The sequence below is a fragment of the Cytobacillus kochii genome (genome assembly GCF_020171845.1).
Taxonomy (GTDB): Bacteria; Bacillota; Bacilli; order Bacillales; family Cytobacillaceae; genus Cytobacillus; species Cytobacillus kochii.
In genome coordinates this window covers 487,196-505,271 of sequence record NZ_JAIVAM010000002.1, presented here as the reverse complement: position 1 = coordinate 505,271, position 18,076 = coordinate 487,196, and the positions used below count along the sequence as shown (strand labels likewise).

The window sequence follows — 18,076 nt, the reverse complement described above, 5'->3', positions numbered from 1 at the left end:
CGACTGTAAACTTCGCTGCCTTTTATTTTCACATCTAGGAGATTAATTTTAATCCAATTGCTGCGCCTAAGATAAGCGCAATACAAACAAGTCTTTTCCATTCTCTCGGTTCATTAAAAACGACCATTCCTACTATCGCTGCTCCAACGGTACCAATTCCTGTCCAGATAGCGTAAGCAGTACCCATAGCAATATCTGTCATAGCAAATGAAAGTAAAGAAAAACTGATTGCAAATGATAAAGCTAGGAAAATGATAGATTTCCATTGCTTTTCAGCTACTTTTTTCAAATGGTATACACCGAGAACCTCAAAGCAACCTGCAACAACTAAGGCAATCCAGTACATTATTGAGATCCTCCTTTTTCAACCGGTGCACGGTCAGATAATAGCTTCAACCCGACCACACCTGCTAGAAGCATAATAATTAATAGTACTTTCATCAATTTAAATGGCTCCCCGAAAACAGCCATTTCTACAATTACTGTACCAGCCGTACCTAAACCAGCAAATACTGCATAAACAGTTCCTACTGGTAAATGCTTCGTAGCCAGAATTAATATTATAAAACTTAACGTAATTATAATTCCAGTAGCAATCCATTCTAGTGTGTTTTGAGCATATTTTAATCCTGAAACCCAACCAACCTCTAACACGCCTGCTATAAATACAAGTAACCAATGCCTAGTCATCTATACCCCTTCTTTCTAGTTGTTTATCTTTGTACGCCTTTAAAGTATATCGGCCAGATAGCTCGAACTCTCCTGTAATAGCTGTCTTCTCCATTAAAAATAAGTTCAATAACCGCACCATCAACAATCGTAATATAAGCAAGTGCTTCCTTTAGATACTTTTTTTGCTCATTTTCTTCACTCGAGTGTTTCCTCATATATTTTGCTAACAACCGTTCCATATCTGCAAAGAATGGATTGACTATTCGCATTAACTCATTATAAAGTTTCGCTGGAGGGAAGTAAGACACTCTCAGTAAAAACTTTGCATGCTCGTTATGCTTGTTTTCCTCGACAATCCAATCAAAAAAATAAACTAAATTCTCTTCTAATGAATGATCTTTCCTCGAAGCAAATAAGGTAATCATCTTCCGCTTTTCCTGCTGAAACACATAGTTTGCAACATGTAAAAACAAGTCATCTTTTCCTTTAAAATGAGCATATATCGAAGGTTTCTTAATACCTACATCTGTGGCTATATCCTGTAAAGATGCTCCCTCATATCCCTTATCTGCGAAATGGACTAGCGCAACATCACGAATCAGTTCTGCACTCACCAATTATCACACTCCTTTAACTAACGACCGTTAGGTAGATTATTTCACAAGATAATATGAAAGTCAATAATGACATTTGTTTATTTCACTTTCAATAGATGCCCCTCTTTGCCCTAGTTTCATTTTTTATAGAGATTGATCAAGTCTTCAAACGCCTATGAAGCCCCACCTTCTCATTATCTCCAAATTTCCCTTTTCATCTCGCTTCCAATTTATTGTCACTTATTTTTAAAAATCGACAATAATCACTACAAATATCAAACTGAGACAAATTCACAAAATAAAAAGACCAGAGGGACCGTTTTTTAACCGGTCTCCTCTAGTCTTCGGATGTGATTATATGCTAAGTTGAACTACATTAGTTTAACTTGATTTCTTTCCAAGATACGCTTCCATAATACGCGCATCACTTAATAATTCTGTTGCATTACCACTTGCAACCATTTTTCCAGTTTCCAGCACATAACCTTTATCTGAGATTTTCAGAGCTTGTCTCGCATTTTGTTCTACTAACAATACAGTCGTTCCTGATTGATTAATCTCTTTAATGATTTTAAAAATATCGGCAACAACAAGTGGAGCTAATCCCATTGAAGGCTCATCTAATAGCAACAATTTCGGCCTACTCATAATCGCACGAGCAATTGCAAGCATCTGCTGTTGACCACCAGATAATGTTCCCCCAAGCTGTTTTTCTCGTTCCTTCAAAATAGGAAAGCGCTCGAGCATTTTGTTTAAATCTGAGTCTATCTCCGTATCCTTCCTATGATAAGCACCCATTTCTAAATTCTCTAGCACTGTCATGCCTGCAAGAATCTGTCTTCCCTCAGGAACGAGGGCAATACCCTTTCTTAAGAGCTGATCAGGGCGTAACCCCGTTACATCTTCACCAAGAAAAGAGATCTTCCCTGCAGAAGGTTTTAATAATCCGGATACACTTTTCATTGTGGTTGATTTCCCAGCGCCATTTGCCCCTAAGATGGTTACAATCGTTCCTTCTTCTACTTCTAGCGATACATCTTTTAACACTTGAATTTTCCCATACCCTGCATGAATACCACTAACTTCAAGCATATTGATCTTCCTCCTCCTTACCGAGATAAGCTTCAATTACTTCTGGGTGGTTCTGTATCTCAAATGGAGTACCTTCTGCAATCTTTTTGCCAAAGTTTAATACAGCTATGCGATCACATAATTTCATCACAAGTGGCATATCATGTTCAATAATTAAAACCGTTATGCCCTTCTGTTGAATCTTCTTAATTAAATCAAATAGGTCACTTGTTTCAGTCTCATTCATACCAGCTGCCGGTTCATCAAGCAGGAGTACTTTTGGCTCACTGGCAAGTGCACGTGCAATCTCGAGCCGCCTTTGTTGTCCATAGGCGAGATTTTCTGAAGTAACATCAGAAAAAGTAGATAATCCGACAAAGTCTAAAAGTTCTTCTGCTATATCTTTTATTTTTGCTTCTTCTTTCTTTTGAGACGCTGTACGAAAGACGCTTTTTAACACACCTGAGCGAGTGCGGGAATGCTGCCCAACCATGACATTTTCTAGGGCCGACATTTCAGGGAATAAGCGGATATTTTGAAACGTTCGGCATATCCCTTTTTCGGTAATGTTATGTGATTTCATCGTTGTAATATCTTCATCTTTAAAAGTAATTTGTCCTGAAGTTGGTGTAAACATAGACGTAATCAAATTGAACATCGTTGTTTTACCGGCACCATTAGGCCCTATTAAACCAAATATTTCTCCCTCATTTATTGAGAAGGTAACATCAGTCAAAGCACTTAATCCACCAAAATTTTTACATACTTTTGTGATTTCCAGTACCATGCTTCTGCCCCCTTTTTCTACCCTTTTTACTTAAAGCCTTCAATAATGGCACATCGATAAGTCCTTGTGGGCGGACAGCCATCATAATAATGATAATCAGTCCATAAATCATATAACGATACTCGCTAATAAACCTTAGCACCTCAGGCATTAATGTTAAGAAGAATGCTCCGAATATTGGACCCCAAATCACTTCACTACCACCGAACACAACAAAGATTAAAATTTCAACCGCACGATGATAGGCAAAATCGGCAGGGCTAATATAAGCAAGTATATGAGCATACATTGCCCCGGCAAAACCGGCAACAAGTGCACCTTGTGCAAAGGCTAAAACCTTATAATAAGTGATATTGATTCCCATTGATTCCGCAGCTTTTTCATCTAATTTGATTGCGGCAAAAGCTCTTCCCACTCTTGATTGGTGCTGTCTTCTGAAAAACCAAATCACAAAAATGGTAATTAATAATAGAAGGATAAAAATACTTAAAAATATAAATTGATTATTTTGTAATCCAATAGAAATCGGTTGAAAGCCAAATCCTTGTAATGTTTTCAGTATTTCTCTTCCTATATGAGGGATTCCTGATATACCTACTGAACCATTCGTTACGCTTTCCCAATTGACAAAAATCACACGAATAACTTCTCCAAAACCTAAGGTTACAATGGCTAAATAAACACCCTGAAGCCTTAATGTTGGAATACCAATAAGTACTCCACATAAAGCGGCAACCAATGCACCGATGATAATACCGATAATAATAGGCAATTCAAAATGAATCGTTAATAGTGCTGATGTATAAGCGCCAATTCCCATGAAACCAGCATTCGCCAATGATAACTGTCCTGTTGATAGTGTTATATATACACTGATACCTAAAATAATATTAATTAAAATAAAGCAACCTACTTGTAAATAGTACGGATTAATTAATTCTGCTAGCATCCTGCGTTCACCTTCTTACGTTGAAATTTTCTGGCCAAACAACCCTTGAGGCCGAATGAGAAGAATAATAATAATAGCTAAGAATGCAATAGCATCTCGATAGCCTGAATCTCCGTATACAACGATGAAGGTTTCCGCTAATCCTAAAATGAGGCCACCGAACATGGCTCCTCTCACACTGCCCATTCCGCCAAGAATGATAATCGCTAAACCTTTTAAGCCCATTGATAGACCCATCTGCGGCGTTACTGAGTTAAAAGCCATACCGACCAATATACCAGCTATTCCCCCCATGGCTGAAGCAATGATTACTGTCATCAAAATGGTTTTTTTCGTATCCACACCTAAGAGACTCGCCGTTTCTAGATTTTCTGCCGTTGCTCTTAATGCTTTTCCAGCTCTTGTTTTACCTAACCAAAATGTTAATACGAGCATTAACACGATAGAAATGACGAAAATAACGATTTGTACTAAATAAACGGTAATTGATCCGATTTGAAAACTGATTTCAGCAAAGCTTGTTCTAAATGGATGATTCCCTGCACCAAAAAGATGGTGTGATAAGTTCTCTAAAAGAATAGAAACACCTATTGTACTTATTAGTGGGGCTAGATGTGATACACCTTGTTTATGCCTTAACGGTCTTAAAGCAAACCTCTCCAATAAGTAACCCATAATAGCCGTAATAATGATTGCACCTAGAAAAGCAACCCATAAAGGCGCATTTAATGTCGATGTAATCATTACTCCAATAAATGCTCCAAACATAAAGATCTCGCCATGTGCCATATTGATAATACCTAAAACGCCAAATACTAAAGTAAATCCAAGGGCAACAATTGCATAAATGCTGCCCAATGTTAGTCCATTAATTAATTGTTCTATTAACACGGTGTCTCACCTTCTAACACATTTTTCTTCTTACTTAAATTCAACGAATTTTTCTCCTTCAATAACTAACACCGTAGGGTCCATTAATACATCGCCCTCTTCGTCAAAAGAAAAATTGCCGAGAATTCCTTCAAAATCCTTTGTTTTTGCTAATGCATCTCTTACAGCATCACGATCTGAACTTCCGGCATTTTTAAGTGCATCTGCTAGAATGTATAATGCGTCATAGGCTTGAGCAGCGAATTGATCTGGAACATGACCATGTTCCTCTTCAAATTTCGTAACAAATTCCTGTACCTTTTCATCTTCTTTTTCGCTATACCATGGTGTTGCTACTATCAACCCATTTGAAGACTCACCGGCAATATTGATAACTTCCGGAGAATTGAATCCGTTACCACCAACAAACGGGACATCGATTCCCATTTTCCGTGCTTGGTCCATAATGACTGCCCCTTCGTTATAAAGCGCTGAAGCAAGAATTAAATCGGGATTCAAATTTTTAATCTTCGTTAATTGGGCATTATAATCCGATTGACCTTTTTGGAACGTTTCTGTCGTTAAGACTTCAAGTCCCATTTCTTCAGCTGTTTTCTTCATCGTGTCATAACCAGACTTTGTAAACACATCATCATTCCCATAAAGAATAGCCACTTTTTTTACATCATATTTGTCTATTGCTTGTTGCATTGATGCAGGAATAGCCAACGCTTCAGGAATAGAATTACGGAAAACATAATCGCCAATCTGAGGGATCCCCTCAGCAGTTGTAGACGTTCCGATAATCGGCACACCACTTAAGTCTGCTTCTGGTCCGACGACATTCATTTCTGTACTAAGTGTCGGACCAATAATTGCTGTTACATTATCTGAGTTAATTAATTTTTGAGCAGCAGTTAAGGCTTGGTCTTGCTTACCTGCTGAATCTTCAAAGATTAGATTGATTTTCACATCACCTTTTGCATTTATTTCTTCCTGAGCTAACTTTAACCCACCTTGTATAGCTTCACCGTATGCAGCACCTGAGCCAGTTAAGAAGGAGACCACTCCAACGTCTGCTGAAACCTTTCCTCCTTCAGCACCACTTGATTCTTCATTACCACCGCCTCCACATGCGGTTAAAAAAAGCACACTTGAAAGCGCTGTAAGTCCTACCAATTTTTTCATTAAACCTCTCATTTTCCTTGCCCCCCCGAGAAATTGATTCATTTTTCAAAACCATATTACTATTAAAATATAAATATATTACATTGTAAATAAAATATTTTAAAAATTCAGTACATAAATTCATTAATATACTAAATATTATCTTCTTTTGTCTATATGGGACAAAAGAATGACCATATCATTGTGTTGAAAATATATTGATATAGCTCATATAAAAATATATGATTAATAAGGTGAGCATTTGGGTAGTTACTATAATTGACTTTCTAAAAAAATTTTGAGGGAGACTCCCTATTTGAACGTCTTTTTTTTATTGTCTTTTCTATATAAATAAAATCCCTCTTTTTTTGGAATGTTAATTATTAAACTAGAAAAAATTGTATTGGAATGTGGAAGGAGAAAAAGAATGGAAACAGGAATTATAATTTCTATAGCAATTTATATGCTAGGTATGCTTTATATAGGTTATTACTCCTATAAAAGAACATCTAATTTAAATGATTATATGCTAGGTGGACGAGATTTAGGACCATTAACAACTGCACTTAGTGCTGGAGCCTCAGATATGAGTGGCTGGCTTGTAATGGGTCTTCCTGGTGCTATGTTTGCCACAGGATTAAGTTCGGGTTGGATTGCTGTAGGATTAACAGTTGGGGCCTTATTAAACTGGGTTTATGTCGCACCACGATTACGTGTGTACACTGAAATTGCGAATGACTCTATTACTATTCCAGGTTATTTAGAAAATCGTTTTGGCGAAAAAGCCAAAATATTGCGAATGGTTTCTGGTGTTGTTATTTTAGTATTCTTTACATTTTATGTATCATCTGGGATGGTTTCTGGTGGCGTATTATTTGAAAGTATCTTCGGCCTTAATTACCATACTGGACTCTTAATTATTGCTGGGGTAACAATTGCTTATACTTTATTTGGAGGATTCCTTGCTGTTAGTTTAACCGATATGGTACAGGGGCTCATTATGGTTACCGCTCTTGTATTTGTTCCCATTGTTGCACTAAGCGAGATCGGTGGGATAGGGGTCGCGGTTGATACGGCTCGCGAAATTGATCCTGCACTACTGGATATTTTCCGTGGCACTTCTACGCTCGGTATTATTTCTTTACTAGCATGGGGGCTTGGTTATTTTGGTCAACCTCATATCATTGTACGCTTTATGGCCATTAAATCTGTGAAGCAAGTTAAGAAAGCAACATGGATTGGTATGATATGGATGGTATTTTCAATTATCGGTGCTATGTTTATCGGTTTTGTAGGTATTGGGTATTTTAACAATACTCAATATACGATAGATGATCCTGAAACAGTGTTTATATTATTAGGTGAAATTCTATTTCATCCTCTCATTACCGGTGTAATTATTGCAGCAATTTTAGCCGCGATTATGAGTACCGTATCTTCACAATTACTAGTTACATCTAGTTCCTTAACAGAAGATATCTATAATTCATTCTTACGTAAATCTGCTACTGATAAAGAACTTGTATTCATTGGTAGATTATCCGTACTCATCATTTCTATCATTGCATTAGCATTATCATGGGAGAAAAACTCCACCATACTCGATCTTGTCGGTTATGCATGGGCTGGATTTGGTTCTGCATTTGGACCTTTAGTATTACTTAGCTTATACTGGAAGCGTATGACAAGTTGGGGTGCACTAGCTGGTATGATTTTCGGAACTGCGACAGTCATCATTTGGTCAGCAGCCGGTTTATCTGATACCCTTTACGAAATAATTCCAGGATTCCTTATCAGCTTATTAGCTATAATTGTGGTTAGCCTTTTAACTAGCAAACCACCGAAAAAAGTGGAAGAAGACTTCGAAGAATATCAACGAGTGATTAAATCTTAATTACTAGAGAATGAAACGACCTAGGCAAGTTGCCTAGGTCTTTTTTTGCTCTTTTTATACTATTGGCTTTCATAGGTCTTTTTTAATATAATATGGGGTATGCGACTTGAATGTCCATTTCGTAAGGAGGATAAAAGTATGGATTTACAATTAGATAGAATAGAATCCTCTACCAATATAGAAGAAATAGCTGAAATGATTAGTATCCAACTAAAAAAACCTGTTGTTATTGAAGACGCACAGTTTTCATTAATTGCCTATAGTTCTTATTTTACCGAGGATTATGATGAAGTGAATAAGCAAACCATCTTTAATAAACAATGGCCCATTTCAATCTTTGAAAGATTTACAGATGAAGGGATCGTTGACCAATTAACTAGGCATAAGAAACCTTTTCGTATAAAAGCAATGAAAGATATTTCACTGAATAAACGGGTTGTTGTTTCCGCTATTTATCAAAATGACATTTACGGTTATATATGGATACAAGAAACAGCACCTAAGTTAAAAGAAAAAGAGTTAGCGTTCCTGGATGCCGCTTCTTCTCATATCGCATTCTTGCTTAATCGTGACAAACTCGCTAAAGATGGTAAGGTTGAAGAAGATCATTACTTTTATGAAAAAGTCATCGAAGACTCATTCCAAACGAAACATCAATTAAAGGTAGAGGCTGCTTCCGCAAAGGTTACATTACCTAAAGCTTTTATTGTTGCTGTATTTAAAGTGGAAGAAGGCGATGATAAAAACTTTGAAGAAATCATTAATACGGTAAGATTATCTGTCAATAATATGACTCAGTCTGCCTATATTTTCTTCTACCACTTAGAAATGATCGTTTTGCTTGCTAGTCATGATCAACAAGATGTTTCTTTAGAAGAGAATGCAGAACACCTCGTGCAGTCAATACGATTGCAATATGCAGATACATCGTTGGTCGTTGGGATTGGAAATAAGTATTCTTCTATCTATAAATTAAGGCAAAGCTATACAGAGGCTCTTGAGGTTTTACAAACCGCTATGTTTTTTAATAAGGAACAGTCTCTTCCAATCAATTATCGAAAACTAAAAACATTACGCTATTTAGCTATCATTGAACAACATAATAAACAAACCAATTATAGTAATGAAGATTTAGTTATTTTATTGACGAAGGATCAAAATAATCATACGAATTATATTGATACATTAGAAGCTTACCTTCTCAATAACTGTCGTCTCAAGCCTACAGCAGAAGAATTGTTCATTCATGAAAATACGCTAAAGTACCGATTAAAGAAAATACATCAATTAACTACGATTAATTTTGATGACTTTAATACAAGATGCCAATTATTTATAGATCTACAATTACTGAGGCGCAAACAATCAATTATAGCCAACCATCAAAACTCAGGATTTAACAATAATAATCCTTTATGAATGGAAAAGAAGAAACCAATCAATGAATGATTGGTTTCTTTATTGTCATTTAAGATTTACTTATGATTACAGAAGCTAGCTTATTAAGCTTTTAATAAGTAAGTCCAGGCAAATTGTGCATATAGCTCTGCACCCGTTACTAAAGCATCTTCATCTATATTAAACCTACCATGGTGATGTGCCCATTCGGTATCCTTATCCTTATTTCCACTTCCTACAAGCGCAAAGCTGCCTGGTGCGTAATCCAGATAAAAACTGAAATCTTCTCCGCCCATTGTTGGTTTTTCATCAAATAGGACATCAGGGCCAAAACAGTCGACTGCAACCTCTTGGACTAACGCAGCACTCTCCTCATGATTAATTACTGCTTGGGTCCCTCTCGTATACTCAACCACTGCTTTGCCACCGTATAGACCAGCAACATGATTTGCATAGTGAGTTAATTGCTCCTCTATGTGATCTCTGACTGCAGGTTCAAAACAACGAACGGTTCCCTCAAGTTTAGCATTTTCGGCAATGACATTAAATCTAGTTCCAGACTCAAGCTTTCCTACCGTTACAACTGCTCCTTGCTGTGGATCAATTGTTCTTGAAACAATCGACTGCAGATTCATCACAAAGGAAGAAGCCATCACTGTTGCATCTATACAATCATGTGGAATTGCACCATGTCCCCCTTGGCCTTGAAAAGCTACATGAAAAATATCAGCAGATGCAAATTGAGGTCCCGCGGTACAAGCAATTTTATTTGTGTCCATTTGGGACCAAATATGAATACCAAACACATGATCAACCTCTGTCATTGCTCCTTGCTCGACCATTGCTAATGCACCTCTGGCTGCTTCTTCAGCTGGTTGAAAAATAAGACGAACACTTCCACTTAATTCTTCCTTCATACTATTTAGAACATCCGCTGCTACTAATAGCATGGCTGTATGTGCATCATGGCCACAAGCATGCATTTTCCCTTCTACTTGTGATGCGTATGATAATTCTGAATTTAGCTCTTCTACAGGCAAGGCATCAATATCCGCTCTTAAAGCTACTTTTTTTCCAGGCTTACTGCCAGTAATTTCAGCAACTATACCAGTCGGTTTCATTCTCCGATAAGGAACTTGTATATCTTCCAAGTAGTTAGCAATAAACTCTGTTGTCTTTATTTCTTCCCATGATAATTCTGGCTCACTATGAAGCTTTCTTCTTAATTGAATCACTTCATTCGCTCTCGCAAGTATTGCCTCTTTAATATAATTGTTCATGCTAGTTCACCTCCGTGAGATGTTTTGCTGCTTCAAATAAAACATAAACTGCTTTTTCAATATCTTGATGGTCTGACCATTCTTCAGGGCAGTGGCTTAATCCATCTTTGCTTGGGATAAAAATCATAGCCGCCTTCGTTTGTTCAGCAAATACCATGGCATCATGTCCAGCCCCACTGAAAATCGATTGATGAGATATTTTATATTTCTCGCAGCCCTTTTCTAATTGCTTCTTCATCTCATCATCTAATATTGTTGGTGACATATATAATTGTTCTGCAATAGAGATGGATATTTTCTCACTTTGTAACTGACGAATAAAAGTTTTTGTTTCCTCTAGTAGAGTTTTCAATTTAGCTTCTTCTGTTGACCGTAAATCAATCGTAAATGTAACCGAACCAGGGATAACATTTGCTCCATTCGGATAGACTGATAGTTTACCAACTGTAACGACAGTCCCTTCTCCGTAAGATTCAGCAATCTTTGGCAGCTTAGCAATCATATGTGCTGCCATTACAAGCGCATCTGCACGACCATCCATTGGTGTTGTTCCTGCATGACCTGCCTTTCCCTTAATTGTTATCTCCAATTGTGATAAACCCACAATGCCTTCTACGATACCAATTGAGGTCTTCTCATTTTCTAAAATCGGTCCTTGTTCAATATGCAGTTCTAAGTACGCCTTCATCGTATCTCTGTCACGCTTCTTTACGAGGTCTGGGTTCAAACCAATACTCTTCATCGCTTCAACTGTAGAAACTCCTTGTGAATCCGCCAACTCTCTAAATGTCTGGTCTGTAAGCTTACCAGTTATACTTCTAGAGCCCATTAACCCGCCACCAAACCTTGACCCTTCTTCTTCTACTAGTGCCACTACTTCCAATGGATACTTAGGTTTAATGCCATTCTCTTGGAATAGCTTTGCCACTTCCAATCCAGCTATCACCCCAGCAGGGCCATCATAATCACCACCATGTGGAACAGAATCAAAATGAGAGCCGATTAAAACGCTTGGCCCATTCACCTCTCCAGCCAATTTACCAAAAATGTTCCCTACACCATCTTCCGATACAGTTAATCCGTAGTCTCTCATGACTTCCTTCAAATAGTTTCTTGCTTGTAAATCTTCATTTGAATAAGTTAGTCTCGTTGTACCGTTTCCAGGCGTACTTGTATACTGACCAAGTGTTTTTATATGTTGATCAATTCGAGTTAATACATTACTCAACATTCATCACTCCTTCATTTCGATTGCGAATTTATAAGAATTGCACAAATAGACCTGCTAAAATAACCGATACGATCGTGACGGTTATAAACCCGCCCACTAACATTGGTGGCAACATATGACTAGTGAGGATATTTCTTTCCTCTTCATCATCTGTTAACGATTTAATTACTTCATTGGTAATAATGTAATCCGCCGGAAATCCATATAATGCCGTTAAAGATACAGCAAAGGCCATCTCTTTACTCACCTTAAGCATTTTACCGACGATCATTGAGAAAATGTACATACCGATTACACCAATGACGATTGTCGCAATTAAAGGATAAATTATTTCTAGCATCATACTTGGTGTTGCTTGCTTTAGTCCATCAAAGATAAATAACATCAGTGCCATAATTGCGAAACCAAATCCATTTGCTTTTTGTAACGACTGCTTCTCTAAAAATCCAAAACTTGTAGCAATCACACCAAATAATAAACAGAGGACAAACGGACTAATTGAAACAACCGGGGCTAATACAGTTGACACAAGATAGGCAAAGAAAGCAACAATACCTAGACGGAAAAACTTAAAAAAGTCTGTATTGTACTTCTCAGGTAGCCATTTAAACAACTTTAATTCTACTTCTTCAGTTGTGGCTGCTGTCTCCTCAACAGAATCCTTTATTTTCAATTCACCTTTACGTACTTGCTGAAGAAGCTTTTTCCCTTCCTTTTTCAAGACAAAGGATGTTAGTGGATAACCAGCAAAACCTTGCATAACGTAAATGACAATGGCAAATACGGATAAAGATACAAGTCCCGCTTCGGCAGCTGCGTCTGACATCAATAATGCCGATACCACACCACCAACAAGTGGTGGAATAGCCACTACCATTGTTTGAAAATCAAAAAGTAGTACACCAACAGTAAATAAAATGACAATAATGCCCAAGATTCCAGAAAGAGCAATCACTACCGTTTTCCACTGCTGCTTTAATTCCCGTAAAGAAAGCAATGTACCCATATTGGTAATGAGCAAATACATTAATAATGTTGCTACAGACGATGGGATACCAGCGACTTCAACAATATCCGTAGGGAAGAACGTCCAATATCCAAGGAGAAATAACGAAGCACATATAAACATGGATGGCACCCATGCCTTTGTTCTGGTAGCTACCACATCCCCAATAAATAAAATTCCAATTACAATTACAAAAGCCATTAGCTGAGACATACATGCCACTCCTTTAAATTCGATTTTGATATTTTACAATAGTATCACGCTCCTTTTTAAATTAAAAGAACATTTTGTCTTTTATTATTATTTTTAATAATCTTTTTATTTGAAAGCGCTTTTATTTCTATAAATTCACTTAAATAGCATATAATTGTTAGCTAGTTCATCACTTCTCTTAACATGAAGTAAAGGTAAACGATTACTGTCACCTATTACGCATAGTAAGAATTAAAAGTGTTGTTCCAAAAAAAAAGACATACCCCCTGAATTAAAAAGGTATGTCTTTGCATTACGATAATAAACTTTTCGCAGCAACTGCTAGCTCCAATCTTTCTAAGGATTTCATATACGCCAGTTTCACGTTATGATCTTTTACATTCATTTCTTTAAATAGCATTTTTACTATGCCCTCATTCTTAAACCAATCTTCTACCCCCGGCTTCTTATGACTAGTATCTTTCCATACATGAACAAGTACAGGACTAAATAACTTTTTCTCACCGCTTTTTAAATGACCATCTGCAATTCTTGGCTTATAGGTTTTTGTCGGTATTCCCTCCTGAACGACGCAATAGACATTCCTCCAGTAATCACTCCTTGACCCTGTATGGGGATGTTGGTTCGCCCACTTCACAAAGCTTCGTAGTTGAGAAGGGTTTTCGTATAGAAGTGTGTACAATTTAAACCCTAATTCTATTCTCTGATTCAACTTTGTAAATAAATGAACAACTAAACCTTTTAACTGTGATATCCCATGTGTCTGATACGGAAAAAGAATATAGTTAAAAGCAAAAACATCTTGTAATTTGAACTCAAGTGTTGAAGTCACTTCTTCTTTAAAAATTGGGTTTTGTACAACCCTTTTTTCGATATAGTTTTGTTCATTAATAATAAGCGCATGCGTAAGTATCTGTGATTGCTTTTTCTTCCAAAAAATGGACCATACAGCTTGCATAAATGAAGAGACTCCTAAATGAGAGAGCAAATGAAATAACGGCTTACTTTGTCTGACACTTTCCTCGTATAGCAATAACTGTGGATATGCATCTTGAAAAATCAACCAATTGGCTCGTTCCATAAATTGAAAGAACGCATTCTGTTCTGCCTCACTTAATATCTTTGATAATAAATCCCCCTTTAAATCTGTCATATTCCATCCTGCATTTCTGGAGACAAAATGGGCTAGCAAAGCCCAATGCACTTGGGGGTATTTCAAATAAAACGCGAGATAAGCATTCGTTCTTGTCACATTATTGAGATTACAAGCTGTTGTTTGTTGGATTATTTTTTCTAGAATCTGTTGTTCGTCAAGATCAAGTTCATTTATTGAATCCTGCTTGTTTTTCTTTAATAAGGTCACTAATTCTTTTTTTAGCTTTCTCCTAGTAATAGAAGATTTTAAGCTTTTTCTTCGCCATTTATAAATTAAAAACATGGAAAACACCACCATTATGAATGATAATTTTGTCCAATGAATACTCATGTATTAATATTGCTTACATTGTGAGGAAAAGTAACGAAAAGGGTGAATATCATGAAGGTCTCAAATGGAATCAATCATTTAATTTCTACTTTAAGAGCTGACCAAACAGCTTCGGGTACTTGGGAATATCCTTTTGAATCTAGTATATCCACTGATACGTATATGATTATTTTATTAAGAAGTTTAGAAATTGATGATGAAGAGATGATAAAACAATTGGTTAAAAGGATACTAAGTAAACAAGAGGGAAACGGAGCATGGAAACATTATTACGATGAAAGAGGAGGCAGTCTTTCCTTAACTGTCGAGGCATATCATGCATTGTTGTATTCAGGTTATATCAATAAAAAAGATGATCGAATGAAAAAAGCGAAACGATTCATTCTACAACAAGGAGGTATAGAGGAAACCCATTTCCTAACCAAGCTGATTCTTACCATCACAGGGCAGTATGAATGGCCAAAGTTCTTTCCCCTACCAATTGAACTAATGCTTATCCAGCCTGTCATGCCAATCAATTTCTATAGCATCTCCGTATACGGCAGAGCAAATATAGTTCCCATTATGGTTATCGCAGAAAAGAAGTTTCGTTTTCGAACAGCTGGCAGTCCAGATTTATCAGATCTGTTCACTTCAAGAGAGGAAGCAAATTTTAGTTGGTCCCGTTCCTCCGAATGGCGAACCATACACAAAACAATCAAATCAAGTATTAAGAAAATGATAGGCCTACCACAAGAATTACACCAACTGAGTATGAGCCGTGCAAAACAATATATGATGAATCACCTAGAACCAGACGGGACCTTATTTGGCTATATTAGCTCGACATTTTTAATGGTGTTTGCATTACTTTCATTAGGACATAAAAAAGATGATCCGTTAATCGAGAATGCGGTAAAAGGATTATATGGATTCAAAACACAAGTAAAGGGTCATACACATATCCAATTCACTACTGCTTCTGTATGGAATACAAGCTTGCTCAGTTATTCTTTACAAAAAGCTGGATTAACACCAAATGATCCAATGATAAAGAAAGCAACTAATTATTTACTTAGTAGACAACAATATAAATTTGGAGATTGGATCATTCATAATCCCAAGACTAAACCAGGAGCTTGGGGGTTTTCTAACATCAACACTTTTCAGCCAGATACTGATGATACCTCGGCCACTCTTCGTGCAATTACAAACCCTGCAAAAATCGATGGTAACATAAAAGAGGCTTGGAATTTAGGCGTGAATTGGCTCGTTTCCATGCAAAATGATGATGGCGGTTGGCCAGCTTTTGAAAAGAATACCAATAATAAGTTACTAGCTTTAGTACCAATCCAAGATAGTGAATTTATTCTCACCGATCCAAGCAGTGCCGATTTAACAGGAAGAGCCATGGAGTTTTTAGGCAATTACACACAAATGCCACACCAACATTCTCATTTCGACAAAAGTATTGAATGGCTTAAAACACACCAAGAAAAGAATGGTTCATGGTATGGCCGATGGGGCATTTGCTATATTTACGGGACTTGGGCAGCTCTTACGGGATTATCAGCAATTGCATATGATAATAAAAGTGAAATGATCAAGAAGGCTACGAGTTGGCTCCGATCCATTCAAAATGCTGATGGAGGTTATGGGGAATCCGCTTTAAGTGATAAACAAAAAAAATATGTCCCATTAGGTGATAGTACGCTCACACATACTGCATGGGCCATAGATGCATTAATTTCGGTAAGTCAGAAGCCAAATGAGACAATTAAAAGAGGCATAAAATACCTCCTCACATCTTTGGACAATGACGATTGGCGCGAAGACTACCCTGCAGGGCAAGGCCTCGCTGGTGCTATTTATTTTCATTATCACAGTTACCGTTACATTTTCCCTCTTTTAGCCTTATCACACTATCGTGAGAAATATGGAGAGGAATGAGGAAATCAAAATTAAAAAGGCCTTAGCAATTTTCTAATGAATATTGTTAAGGCTTATCTCTCGATCATTCCTATCCTATCAACTTCCTTGCTACATACGAACTGATTCTTTCATGCTATTTAACGATGGTGGTCGTAAATCATTAGGAATTGCTGCTTCATATTTCTTTCCAGCAGTCTCTTTAACAAACTCTTCTCTTGCCACATCGATTAAGTTTGTATCCGTCAATAAATCAAATAAAGTTAATGCCATTGATTTTGCTGCTAAATGCATCCCCTTCAGTCCAATGGATGACCCATAAGAAGCTGTAGCCTGCCAAGAATGGGGTTGAACACCAACTGGTGCACAAGTTGTCATGATTTGACCTACAGGTGTAATCCAGCTTACATCACCAACATCTGTTGATCCACCTATACATTGCCCTTTCAAATGTTTGAAATGGTTTTTACCCGTTGGTAATAGACTTTCTAGTTCAATACCGAACTGCTTCTTGGACATTTCAACAACATCGTTATCAACTGTTTCTACCAGCTTTTCTGCAAATTTTAATTCATCTTGATTAAATGAAAACGACACACCTTCCATATTTTTTAACATTACCTTATTAAGTGTGTCATTAGGCAAGACATTATACGCATATGCCTTTACTTGATGCTCAACTTTTGTTTCAGTCATTAGTGCTGCACCTTGTGCAATTTTCTCTAATCGGTTGAACATACTATCTACTTGTTCTTTCGTAGTCGCACGCAAATAATACCATACACTTGCTTGATCAGGTACGATATTAGGTGCCAGCCCGCCATTAGTAATGACATAATGTATCCTTGAGCCATCTAATACATGCTCTCTCATATAATTTGCTCCAACATTCATTAATTCCACTGCATCTAATGCACTTCTCCCTGCATGAGGAGCTCCAGCAGCATGAGCAGTTATTCCCTTAAATTGATATTCTACCGAAACCATTGCTTGCATGGACATATTGACAACAAAATTCGCTACACCTGGATGCCAAGTTAATGCACAGTCTAAATCATTAAACACTCCTTCTCTTGCCATAAATGTTTTCCCAGAAAGAACTTCTTCTGCAGGACATCCATAATAACGAATTGTTCCATTTATTTTACTCGTTTTCATTGCTTCGCTCATCGCGATAACAGCTTCCACACCAGCCGTTCCTAACAAATTATGGCCACATCCATGTCCAGGTCCACCACTAATAATTTCTTCCCTGTTTGTAGATACCGCTTGCGAAAGTCCTGGTAAGGCATCGAATTCTCCTAATATTCCAATAACAGGCTTCCCACTTCCATATTCGGCAACGAATGCTGTTTGTGCTCCTCCTACGTTTTCTTGAATATCAAACCCAGCCTCTTGTAATACTTGTTTTTGTAAATCCGATGCGTATTCTTCCTCATACGCAACTTGCGGATGATTCCATATATCTTTTGCCATATCTGAAAAAAAGGCTTCTTTCTTATTTATCCAATCTACAAGTTCTTCTTTGATCATTATAAATTCCTCCCT

16 protein-coding genes are annotated in these 18,076 nt (G+C 37.1%); 3 read left to right on the top strand and 13 right to left on the bottom strand.

What is annotated here, in order from left to right; genetic code table 11:
* Positions 1-34: 34 nt before the first annotated feature.
* The 8 genes from LCM23_RS03345 to LCM23_RS03310 form a co-directional block, all read right to left on the bottom strand.
* Positions 35-346: a DMT family transporter gene (locus LCM23_RS03345; protein WP_224935683.1), complete on the bottom strand. Its 312-nt coding sequence runs from the start codon at positions 344-346 to the stop codon at positions 35-37.
* Positions 346-690 (bottom strand): DMT family transporter, encoded by a 345-nt coding sequence (locus tag LCM23_RS03340; RefSeq protein WP_224935682.1) that lies wholly within the window; start codon positions 688-690, stop codon positions 346-348. The genes LCM23_RS03345 and LCM23_RS03340 overlap by 1 nt, the downstream gene beginning before the upstream one ends.
* Positions 691-713: 23 nt before the next feature.
* The gene (locus LCM23_RS03335) at positions 714-1,286 is read right to left on the bottom strand and encodes a TetR/AcrR family transcriptional regulator (protein WP_224935681.1); all 573 of its coding nucleotides are present in this window, start codon (positions 1,284-1,286) and stop codon (positions 714-716) included.
* Positions 1,287-1,649: 363 nt separating this feature from the next.
* Positions 1,650-2,360: an ABC transporter ATP-binding protein gene (locus tag LCM23_RS03330; RefSeq protein WP_095370020.1), complete on the bottom strand. Its 711-nt coding sequence runs from the start codon at positions 2,358-2,360 to the stop codon at positions 1,650-1,652.
* Positions 2,353-3,126 carry an ABC transporter ATP-binding protein gene (locus LCM23_RS03325; RefSeq protein ID WP_224935680.1) on the bottom strand — a complete coding sequence of 258 codons (774 nt, stop codon included), beginning with the start codon at positions 3,124-3,126 and terminating at the stop codon, positions 2,353-2,355. The genes LCM23_RS03330 and LCM23_RS03325 overlap by 8 nt, the downstream gene beginning before the upstream one ends.
* A complete protein-coding gene (locus tag LCM23_RS03320; RefSeq protein WP_224935679.1) occupies positions 3,098-4,075 on the bottom strand; it encodes a branched-chain amino acid ABC transporter permease in 978 nt (325 codons plus the stop codon). Before LCM23_RS03320 ends, LCM23_RS03325 begins: the two co-directional genes overlap by 29 nt.
* Before the next feature lie 15 nt (positions 4,076-4,090).
* Positions 4,091-4,966: a branched-chain amino acid ABC transporter permease gene (locus tag LCM23_RS03315; RefSeq protein ID WP_095370023.1), complete on the bottom strand. Its 876-nt coding sequence runs from the start codon at positions 4,964-4,966 to the stop codon at positions 4,091-4,093.
* A 30-nt stretch (positions 4,967-4,996) separates the two neighbouring features.
* Positions 4,997-6,145, bottom strand: coding sequence for an ABC transporter substrate-binding protein (locus LCM23_RS03310; RefSeq protein ID WP_224935678.1), 1,149 nt, complete (start codon positions 6,143-6,145; stop codon positions 4,997-4,999).
* Positions 6,146-6,539: 394 nt separating this feature from the next.
* Between LCM23_RS03310 and putP the strand changes: the two genes are divergently transcribed.
* Together putP and LCM23_RS03300 are read left to right on the top strand one after the other, a co-directional pair.
* Positions 6,540-8,006 (top strand): sodium/proline symporter PutP, encoded by a 1,467-nt coding sequence (gene putP, locus LCM23_RS03305; protein WP_224935677.1) that lies wholly within the window; start codon positions 6,540-6,542, stop codon positions 8,004-8,006.
* 138 nt (positions 8,007-8,144) lie between these two features.
* Positions 8,145-9,425: a PucR family transcriptional regulator gene (locus LCM23_RS03300; protein WP_224935675.1), complete on the top strand. Its 1,281-nt coding sequence runs from the start codon at positions 8,145-8,147 to the stop codon at positions 9,423-9,425.
* A gap of 83 nt (positions 9,426-9,508) precedes the next feature.
* On the opposite strand, the gene LCM23_RS03295 is transcribed toward LCM23_RS03300, so the two are convergent.
* The 4 genes from LCM23_RS03295 to LCM23_RS03280 form a co-directional block, all read right to left on the bottom strand.
* Positions 9,509-10,684: an amidohydrolase gene (locus LCM23_RS03295; protein WP_224935673.1), complete on the bottom strand. Its 1,176-nt coding sequence runs from the start codon at positions 10,682-10,684 to the stop codon at positions 9,509-9,511.
* 1 nt (position 10,685) lies between these two features.
* Positions 10,686-11,912: a Zn-dependent hydrolase gene (locus LCM23_RS03290; protein WP_404826574.1), complete on the bottom strand. Its 1,227-nt coding sequence runs from the start codon at positions 11,910-11,912 to the stop codon at positions 10,686-10,688.
* Positions 11,913-11,943: 31 nt separating this feature from the next.
* On the bottom strand, positions 11,944-13,134 hold the full coding sequence (locus LCM23_RS03285) for a hypothetical protein (RefSeq protein ID WP_224935670.1): 1,191 nt from the start codon (positions 13,132-13,134) through the stop codon (positions 11,944-11,946).
* A 292-nt stretch (positions 13,135-13,426) separates the two neighbouring features.
* Positions 13,427-14,572: a DUF2515 family protein gene (locus LCM23_RS03280; RefSeq protein ID WP_224935668.1), complete on the bottom strand. Its 1,146-nt coding sequence runs from the start codon at positions 14,570-14,572 to the stop codon at positions 13,427-13,429.
* A 99-nt stretch (positions 14,573-14,671) separates the two neighbouring features.
* On the opposite strand from LCM23_RS03280, the gene LCM23_RS03275 reads away from it, so the two are divergent.
* Positions 14,672-16,549, top strand: a complete 1,878-nt coding sequence (locus tag LCM23_RS03275) for a terpene cyclase/mutase family protein (RefSeq protein WP_224935666.1) — start codon at positions 14,672-14,674, stop codon at positions 16,547-16,549.
* A gap of 90 nt (positions 16,550-16,639) precedes the next feature.
* Here the strand turns inward: LCM23_RS03275 and LCM23_RS03270 are convergent, their stop codons facing one another.
* The gene (locus tag LCM23_RS03270) at positions 16,640-18,061 is read right to left on the bottom strand and encodes an amidohydrolase (protein ID WP_224935664.1); all 1,422 of its coding nucleotides are present in this window, start codon (positions 18,059-18,061) and stop codon (positions 16,640-16,642) included.
* Positions 18,062-18,076 lie beyond the last annotated feature (15 nt).